Consider the following 9,161-nt stretch of genomic DNA (forward strand, 5'->3'; position numbering starts at 1 on the left):
TTAACGCTCCCTCATCGCTTCAGACTGGTATTGCTGCAATGGGCTGAGTAAATAATCAATAACTCGCCTACGACCGGTTTTGATCTCCGCACTGACAGCCATGCCCGCAGACAAACGTACCGGTTCCCCCTCGACAATCAGTGTATCGCTGAATAACCGAATGCGAGCCGGGAACACCAGTCCCTGCTGTTGATCCTCCATTGCATCGCGAGAAATGTGCTTGACCTCGCCGGTTAACGTTCCGAAACGGGTATAAGGGAAGCTATCTACTTTTACTTCAACTTCCTGCCCCGGCAACACAAAACCCACATCTTTATTGAGGATCATGACATCAAGTTCTAATGGGTGATTTTCCGGCACCAGCACCATTAGAGGCTGAGCCGCCGTGACAACGCCGCCATGAGTATGAACCGCCAATTGCTGTATCACTCCCGCCACCGGTGCTCGTAAAGTTTGCTGACGCTGCTTTTCTGTCAGTTTGATCTGCTCTTGCTGTAACTGACTGATAACTTCCTGAGTTTTATTGAGCCGTTCACGATAACTGCGATCTTTTTCCGCCAGATAATGCAACCGCGTTTGGGCCAAACTGTAGGTTTTCGCCTGGAGTATCTCTTGCTCATGTTGCAGGCGGCTAGCCTCAGCACGCGCAACCAGCCATTCGCGTTCTTGCACCAATAATTCAACCTGAGCAATCGATTTAGACTTTGCTAATGTGCGCAAAGCCTCTAGCCGTTGATGAATGTTTTTCAATAAAGCATTTTGGTTAGCGACGCTGGTTATACCCGCCTGGAACTGAGCCTGATTAACCGCCATTTCACTCTCCTGACGTGATAATTCAGCGCTCACTTCGTTATGTTCTTTGAGCAACAGTGCTGAACTGGCACTCACCAAATTCGGAGCGCTGCCATCCGGTGGCGAAAAATTGGCTAAAGGGTCATCCGTCAATAACGCCGCCATGCGAGCCGCTTCTAAGTGACGATGCATTAATTGTTGACTGATATTGCCGAGTTCCGCATCAATACCAATCGGGCTTAACTCAATGAGAATCTGCCCAGCATCAACCCGATCGCCATCACGCACATTGATCGCGACCACAACCCCCGGTTCCAGCGGTTGAATCACTTTTGAATGCTCCGCAACAATCACTTTTCCACTGGCAGAAGCATGAATATCAAGCCTTCCGACAATTGACCAAATCAACACCAAAAATAATGTAAATGCCAACAACCATGCAGTACGACGTGCCAGCGGTGCCACCGGTCGTTCCACAATATCCAAATAGGCCGGAAGAAAATCATATTCATCACGGGTGCGCGAACCAGAAACACGGCGCGACCAACTCTTTTTAAGCTGTTTAACTAAATCAGGTTTAGCCAAGAACTGTATCAACTTCATTTTATTTCCTCACCGCTAAACTCAGATTGCTGCTGCCAAAGCCGTGCATAGCTACCGCTCAATTGCAGTAAATCATCATGACTGGCCAGTTCCGTAACCTGACCTTGCGTTATCACCGCGATGCGATTGCAGTGCCGTACCGTCGATAAGCGGTGAGCAATAGTGATAACGGTTCTACCGGCGGTGATACGGGCCATATTTTTCTGTACTTCTGCTTGCGATTCATCATCCAGTGCGCTGGTCGCCTCATCAAAAATCAAAATACGCGGGTTGGCTAATAAGGTACGGGCAATGGCAATCCGTTGACGTTGCCCACCCGATAATGATGATCCGCCCTCTGACAATACGGTGTCATAACCTAACGGCAGAGCCAGAATAAAGGCATTGGCCCCCGCCAGGCATGCAGCATCAACAACGTCATCTAATGATGCGGTCGGGCGTGAATGTGCAATGTTTTCACGCACAGTACGGTTAAACAGATAACTTTCCTGCATCACCACCCCCACTTGTCGGCGCAAGTATTCAGGGGGGAAATTGTTTATAGGGCAACCATCAATGGTAATCGTGCCCTGCTCGACGTGGTATAACCGTTGTAGCAGGCGGGCCACCGTACTTTTACCTGAACCCGACGGCCCAACCAACCCGATATGTTCGCCAGCGTGCAAGGATAGTGAGAAACGGCGTAATACCGGGTCTAAGTCTGGGCGATAGCGGAAGACCACATCGTTCAGCTCGATGTTGCCATGAAAGTCGCGCTGCGGTGGCGCACCACCGACCGCCTGCTCAGTAGGCAAACTGAGAATGTCAGATATCAGTTTCAACCCAACTTCTGCGCGAATACTTTGTTGCCATAAATCAACCAATTTACTCATGGGCATTAATGCCTGAACTGCCAGCATATTAAAGGCTATGAGCTGGCCAATACTGAGTTGCACCGACATTACCTGATATGCGCCAACTACAATGACCAGTGTGCCTGCGACTTTTTGCAGCAGTTGAGCGGCCTGACTGCTGAGGTTTTGCAGATTTTGTACCCGGAAGTTGGCCTGAGCAAAGTCACGCGTTTGCCCCTCCCAGCGCTGTTGCATTCGGGGTTCCAGCGCCAAACTTTTTACTGTTTCAACGCCAGCCACGGTTTCAGTGAGAAAAGCCCCGTTTTGCGCAGCACAGCAACACAGCACTTCAACTTTCTCTTGTAAGGGGCGAGTGGTCAGTTTAGCTAATAAGAAATAGAGCGGTAATGCAGCTAATATTATTGACGTAAGTAATGGTGAGATACACCACATAACTATAAATAATACAAAGGTAAATGCCACATCGACACATAACGTCAGAGCCGATCCCGTGATGAATTCACGGACATTATCTAACTCACGCACTCTGGCGACAATATTTCCAACATGACGACTCTTAAAATAACTTAATGGCAATCGGATTAAGTGTTGAAATAGCTTTCCGCCAAGTAAAATATCTACGCGCGTTGTCGTGTGAGTAAAAAGATATTCCCGCAAGGCTTTTAATATCACTTCATATATACCCACAATAACGAGTACTATAATCAGTACATCAAGTGTTGTCAGTGCATTATGAACCAATACTTTATCCATAATAACCTGAAAGAAGAGCGGTGAGATCAGCGCCAAAAATTGGAGCAGCAGCGATAACACCAATACTTGCACCAATGGCCGCTTGTGGCGCAGTAACACGGGGATAAACCAGCGAATATCAAAGCGTGAATGACTGCAAGAGAACACGACGCCACTCCACAATAGAGCAAAGTCTTTATAATCAATTATTTGTGGTTGCCTGCTATCAGCGTGCTGAAGCAGCACCTGATCCTTATTGATGCGTGCTAACAAGATAAACTTTCCCTGAGTGTCGCGAAATGCGAGGGGTAATTGTTCAGGTTTCAGTTGTTCGAGTGGCAGTTTCTTTATTTTTAACCTGGATGATGAAGTGTGTGAGTATTGCTTCAAATAATGGTTAAGTGACTTCAGCGTACCCATCGTAGACGTTTCTATCGCCATTTTTTGTGTGAAGACTTCTATCTCCTCAGCATTCACTCCCGCCAAGCGAAGTAATCGCGATGCGCATATCAATGAGGAGAAAATATGATTATCCATAAATTAAACGACCTGTTATCGGAAGTGTTCCATTGCAGCAAAACAGTTTTAACTGTACGAGACCGTGCATAAGCTGGCACTAATAATATAGTTCAATAGCCAGCATTTCCCTGAACAGTAAGCATTTATAATATTAATAATTTCATTTTATCTTTATTAAACAGAAAATCGCTGAAGAGTATCTTTTGCTGATGATGTCTCATCAGTGTTTTCTATTTGTTATACTTTATTCATATATTAATAAATAGTGACTCACCGCATCACATTTATTGATTTATCTCGCAAATCCTGCGCGACTTTATGCGATAATTTTGCCGTAATTTATCGCCTCAAGCCTGAGTACCGACGTTTTATCATTGATAACAGGAATTTTGTTTGCCATGACTCCGAACCAGCCTGCCGATGCCTTACCCCCTCTATCTCATTTGTCTGATGAAACAAATTTGTTGCCAATTCAATATGTTGCCCAACGATTGGGGCTGGGAGAGGACGATTTAATCCCTTATGGGCGTTATATGGCCAAAGTGGATATTCGGGTGCTTAGACCAGAGGCGTTACAGGGTAAGCTAGTCTTGGTTTCCAGTATCACCCCCACCCCACTTGGGGAAGGCAAGACCGTCACCACCATTGGTCTTAGTCAGGGAATTAACCAATTAGGCCATCGCTGCGTTGCCTGTATTCGCCAGCCCAGTCTCGGCCCGGTTTTTGGCGTAAAAGGCGGAGCCGCTGGCGGTGGCGCGTCACAAGTGCTGCCGATGGAGAAATTAAACCTGCATCTTACGGGGGATATCCATGCCATCAGCGCGGCGCATAATCTGGCCGCCGCCGCGCTGGATGCTCGCTTATATCATGAACAGCGTCTGGGCCAGGCATTTAGCCAGCAAACCGGGATGCTCCTGTTAAATATTGATCCACAGCAGATCCTCTGGCCCAGAGTGGTTGATCATAACGATCGTGCGCTGCGGCAGATTCGGGTCGGGATCGGTGGCGCGTCTCATGGTGTGGAACGGGATGACCATGTTGAAATTACTGCCGCATCAGAATTGATGGCGATTCTGGCCTTAACCGAAAATTTGCGTGATATGCGGCAGCGCATTGGGCGCATTATCCTGGCCTATTCCCTTGAAAATAAACCGATCAGTGCTGATGACCTGGGCGTTGCGGGTGCCATGACCGCGTTAATGAAAGAGACGATTCACCCCACCTTGATGCAGACCAGCGAGCAAACACCGGTGCTGATTCATGCCGGGCCTTTTGCCAATATCGCACACGGTAACTCTTCCGTATTGGCTGACCGATTAGGCTTACAGTTAGCCGATTATGTGGTGACGGAAGCCGGTTTCGGGTCTGATATGGGAATGGAAAAGTTCTTTAATATCAAATACCGTCAGTCTGGTATTGCCCCGTCATGTGTGGTGTTGGTGGCAACAGTGCGCAGCCTAAAGGCCAATAGTGGCGCTTTTGATATCAAACCGGGCCAGCCACTGCCCGCAGAGATCCTCAACACCAACATTCCGTTGCTAAACAAAGGCTGTGCTAATCTAAAGTGGCACATTGATAATGTGAAAAGTTATGGTCTACCGGTCATAGTGGCGATTAACCGCTTTCCGGACGACAGTGCTGAGGAGTTAGCATTTTTAACCGATTACGCCATGTCTGCCGGCGCAGTGTCCTGCGAAATCAGTGATGCCTTTGCCGATGGGGGAGCCGGCACCGCCACACTGGCTCGTCAAGTGATCAAAGCCTGTGAACATACCACCGCCCCGAGACTTCCTTATCCGGATACCGCCTCGCTGGAGCAAAAATTACAGGTGTTGGCACAACGCTATGGTGCAGCTACAGTGACTTTTACGCCGCAAGCCCGCCAGCAGCAGGCAGCAATTACCGCCGCCGGTTTCGGCCATCTGCCCTTGTGTATTGCCAAAACCCCACTCTCGATCAGTGCCGATGCTGCGCTTAAAAATGCACCACAAGGTTTTACCTTGCCGATCACGGCTTGCGCCGTGTCAGCGGGTGCCGGGTTTATCCGCCTTTATGCCGGTAATATCATGACCATGCCGGGGCTGGGCACGCAACCGGCGTATCATCATATTGATATAGATGACGAAGGACGCATTTGCGGGTTAAGCTAGCGCGATACAGAGAAGGGATAATGGCAAAATGGTTATCCCTTTTGATTAATAGATAAAAAGGCGCATCATGTCTCAACCACAGGAATATCAACGTATTGGCGGCTGGTTATTGGCCCCGCTGGCTTATTTGATTGTGACACTGCTCAGTGCGAGTCTAATGTTAACACTGTACGCGATGGCTATCTTTACGCCAGAATCGAGAGAGTACCTCATCACCAACTCGCAAGCCTTTACCCTGCAATGGTATTTTTCAGTGGCCACCACCCTACTGATGTGGGTCTATACCTTATGGGTTATCTGGCTGTTTTGCAGCCGTTCACGCCGCTTACCAAAATGGTTCATCCTGTGGCTGCTGTTAACGGTATTATTAGCCTTAAAAGCGTTTGCGTTCTCACCGGTTTCCGATGATATCGCCTTGCGCACGCTCGGATGGCCCCTGCTGGCAGCCGCTGTTTTTGTACCTTACATGAAGCGTTCGCAGCGAGTGAAACACACTTTTACAGAGATTTAAGGAAATTACGCACCTTTCCCCCCTAAAATAAGGGAAAAATAGCAATAACCCTGCACTTCATCTGTTGTCGTCTGGCCGCCAATTTTGGATAATAGGCGGCTTTTATTTTTTTAGGCTCCGCAATGACTGAATACCTGCTTTTGTTTGTCGGCACCGTTTTGGTAAATAATTTCGTTCTGGTCAAATTTCTTGGCCTGTGCCCGTTTATGGGCGTCTCCAAAAAACTGGAGACGGCCATCGGTATGGGTCTGGCGACCACTTTTGTGCTGACATTGGCATCGGTCTGCGCCTGGATGGTAAACAGCTTTATTTTGCTGCCACTGGGGTTGGTCTATTTGCGGACACTGGCCTTTATTCTGGTTATCGCTGTGGTGGTGCAATTCACTGAATTAGTGGTGCGTAAAACCAGCCCGGCGCTGTATCGCTTGCTGGGGATATTTCTGCCACTGATCACTACCAACTGCGCGGTTTTAGGGGTGGCGCTGCTTAACGTGAATCAATCTCATAATTTCATGCAATCGGCAATTTACGGCTTCAGTGCAGCGGCCGGTTTCTCTCTGGTCATGGTGCTCTTCGCCGCTATCCGCGAGCGCCTGGCGGTGGCCGACGTTCCCGCGCCCTTCCGTGGCTCCGCCATCGCCCTGATTACCGCAGGGTTGATGTCGCTGGCCTTTATGGGCTTTACCGGGCTGGTGAAGTTCTAATGATGTCACTATGGATTGCTATCGGCGCATTGAGCGCGCTGGCTCTGGTTTCCGGCGCAGTGCTTGGCTTCGCAGCACGCCGCTTTCAGGTAGAAAGTGACCCGGTGGTTGAGCAGGTCGATGCTATTTTACCGCAAAGCCAATGTGGTCAATGTGGTTACCCCGGCTGTCGCCCCTATGCCGAAGCCGTGTCTGGCGGCGGTGAAAAAATCAACAAATGTGCCCCCGGTGGCGAGCAGGTGATGCTCAAGCTGGCCGAATTGCTGGCGGTGGAGCCTCAACCGCTGGACGGCGATGAGACGGCGGCCCATCCGCTGCGTAAAGTGGCCTTTATTGATGAAGCAAACTGCATCGGTTGCACAAAATGCATTCAAGCTTGTCCGGTTGATGCCATCGTCGGGGCAACCCGTGCTATGCATACGGTGTTGCCGGATCTCTGTACCGGTTGTGACTTGTGCGTCGCCCCTTGCCCGACCGATTGCATTGAAATGATCCCGGTTGCTACCACGACCGCTAACTGGAAGTGGGACTTGAACACCATTCCGGTTAAAAATCTGCCCGCGCAGTGCGTTGCCTCACACATGATCCCCGTAAAAATAATAGATGTGGAGCAACATGTTTAAGCTGTTCAGTTCCCGCAAGCACGATATTATCTGGGACTTCGACGGTGGCATCCATCCGCCGGAAATGAAGCTGCAATCAAGTACAGTGCCAATGCGCGTCGCCTCCCTGCCCGATGAATTGATCATTCCGTTGCAACAACATCTGGGGCCAGAGGGTGAACTGTGCGTCAAAGTAGGTGAACACGTATTAAGAGGCCAACCGCTGACCATCGGCCGTGGGCGCACCGTGCCAATACATGCGCCCACCTCCGGCACCATCACCGCTATCGCGCCCCACACCACCGCCCACCCCTCCGGTTTGGCAGAGTTATGTGTGCATATTACCCCAGATGGCGAAGACCGCAGGCCACCGCCACAACCGTGGGCAGACTACACGCAGCGCGATAAAACTGCCCTGCTTGATCGTATCCATCAGGCGGGCATTGCCGGTTTAGGCGGTGCGGGTTTTCCGACGGCCAGCAAGTTACAAAGCGGTTTGAACGGGGTTAATACCCTTATTATTAATGCTGCCGAATGTGAGCCTTACATCACCGCTGATGATAAATTGATGCAAGATCATGCTGATGAAGTGGTTAGTGGCATCCGCATATTGATACATTTGCTGCAACCAAAGCAGGTGCTGATTGGTATTGAGGATAATAAACCGCAGGCGATTACCGCACTGCGCCACGCATTGCGCATTCATGAAGATATTCAGTTACGTGTAGTGCCGACCAAGTATCCATCGGGTGGTGCCAAGCAGTTAACCAAGCTGCTGACCGGTAAAGAGGTGCCATTTGGCAAACACTCCTCTGCCATCGGGGTTCTAATGCACAACGTCGGCACCGTGGTGGCAATTAAACGGGCGATTATCGACGACGAGCCGTTAATTGAGCGCGTTGTAACATTAACCGGCGATGCCTTGTCGCAACCGGGGAATTTCTGGGCCAGAATCGGAACGCCGGTACGCCACCTGCTGGCGCTGGCAGGCTTTCAGCCTCAATCGCAGCCGATGGTGATTATGGGGGGGCCGCTGATGGGCTTTACCTTACCGAGCCTGGATGTGCCAATCGTTAAAATCAGTAACTGTATTTTAGCCCCCGTAGAGGCAGAGATGGGGCTGTCTGAGCCGGAGCAATCCTGCATTCGCTGTGGGTTGTGTGTCGATGCTTGCCCTGCCGGTTTATTGCCCCAGCAACTGTATTGGTTTAGCCGTGGTGATGAACATGAGAAGGCGCGCAATCATAACTTGTTTGATTGTATTGAATGTGGCGCATGTGCCTATGTTTGCCCAAGTAATATTCCTCTGGTGCAGTATTACCGTCAGGAAAAAGCAGAAATTCGCGCCCTTGATCAGGAGTCGGCCCGTGCAGCAGAGGCTAAAGCGCGCTTTGAAGCTAAACAGGCTCGCCTTGCGCGCGAGAAGCTGGCACGCGAATTGCGCCACAAACAGGCGGCGGTCAAACTCACCGATGCTGATCAACAAACCGTAGAAGCCGCAGTCAGCCGATTAGCACGCCCGGCCGATAGCGACGATACAGAGATCAAAATAGTGGCTGGGCAAATACCGGATAACAGTGCGATGATTGCCGCTCGCGAGGCTCGTAAAGCGCAGGCCAGAGCCAAACAGCGTGAAAAGTCGCTTTCAGAGCCGATTGAAGGTGCAACAGAGGCACTTGACCCTCGTCAGGCAG

General features: G+C 50.1%; 7 protein-coding genes. 5 read left to right on the plus strand and 2 right to left on the minus strand.

The features are described 5' to 3' along the window. A complete protein-coding gene (locus tag YALDO0001_RS17320; protein ID WP_042840419.1) occupies positions 1-1,395 on the minus strand; it encodes an HlyD family type I secretion periplasmic adaptor subunit in 1,395 nt (464 codons plus the stop codon). Beyond that, positions 1,392-3,518, minus strand: a complete 2,127-nt coding sequence (locus YALDO0001_RS17325; RefSeq protein WP_042840420.1) for a peptidase domain-containing ABC transporter — start codon at positions 3,516-3,518, stop codon at positions 1,392-1,394. The genes YALDO0001_RS17320 and YALDO0001_RS17325 overlap by 4 nt, the downstream gene beginning before the upstream one ends. 380 nt (positions 3,519-3,898) lie before the next feature. Here YALDO0001_RS17325 and YALDO0001_RS17330 point away from each other — a divergent pair, with 380 nt between their 5' ends. The 5 genes from YALDO0001_RS17330 to rsxC form a co-directional block, all read left to right on the plus strand. After that, complete coding sequence (locus tag YALDO0001_RS17330; RefSeq protein ID WP_042840421.1) at positions 3,899-5,650, plus strand: formate--tetrahydrofolate ligase; 1,752 nt, start codon at positions 3,899-3,901, stop codon at positions 5,648-5,650. Positions 5,651-5,717: 67 nt separating this feature from the next. Continuing rightward, a complete protein-coding gene (locus YALDO0001_RS17335) occupies positions 5,718-6,161 on the plus strand; it encodes a DUF2569 domain-containing protein (protein ID WP_004705028.1) in 444 nt (147 codons plus the stop codon). 122 nt (positions 6,162-6,283) lie between these two features. Next, a complete protein-coding gene (rsxA, locus tag YALDO0001_RS17340; protein ID WP_042545918.1) occupies positions 6,284-6,865 on the plus strand; it encodes an electron transport complex subunit RsxA in 582 nt (193 codons plus the stop codon). After that, on the plus strand, positions 6,865-7,488 hold the full coding sequence (rsxB, locus tag YALDO0001_RS17345; protein ID WP_004705031.1) for an electron transport complex subunit RsxB: 624 nt from the start codon (positions 6,865-6,867) through the stop codon (positions 7,486-7,488). The genes rsxA and rsxB overlap by 1 nt, the downstream gene beginning before the upstream one ends. Continuing rightward, the coding region (rsxC, locus tag YALDO0001_RS17350) for an electron transport complex subunit RsxC (protein WP_042840423.1) at positions 7,481-9,161 on the plus strand (1,681 nt) is incomplete at its 3' end. The genes rsxB and rsxC, both read left to right, overlap by 8 nt.

Origin of the sequence: Yersinia aldovae ATCC 35236 (genome assembly GCF_000173735.1) — a bacterium.
GTDB classification, from domain to species: domain Bacteria; phylum Pseudomonadota; class Gammaproteobacteria; order Enterobacterales; family Enterobacteriaceae; genus Yersinia; species Yersinia aldovae.

What these genes read in the sequence shown, in the direction of transcription:
- YALDO0001_RS17320 (WP_042840419.1), bottom strand. Translation starts at nt 1,395, where the DNA reads ATGAAGTTGATACAGTTCTTGGCTAAACCTGATTTAGTTAAACAGCTT.
- YALDO0001_RS17325 (WP_042840420.1), bottom strand. Translation starts at nt 3,518, where the DNA reads ATGGATAATCATATTTTCTCCTCATTGATATGCGCATCGCGATTACTT.
- YALDO0001_RS17330 (WP_042840421.1), top strand. Translation starts at nt 3,899, where the DNA reads ATGACTCCGAACCAGCCTGCCGATGCCTTACCCCCTCTATCTCATTTG.
- YALDO0001_RS17335 (WP_004705028.1), top strand. Translation starts at nt 5,718, where the DNA reads ATGTCTCAACCACAGGAATATCAACGTATTGGCGGCTGGTTATTGGCC.
- rsxA (WP_042545918.1), top strand. Translation starts at nt 6,284, where the DNA reads ATGACTGAATACCTGCTTTTGTTTGTCGGCACCGTTTTGGTAAATAAT.
- rsxB (WP_004705031.1), top strand. Translation starts at nt 6,865, where the DNA reads ATGATGTCACTATGGATTGCTATCGGCGCATTGAGCGCGCTGGCTCTG.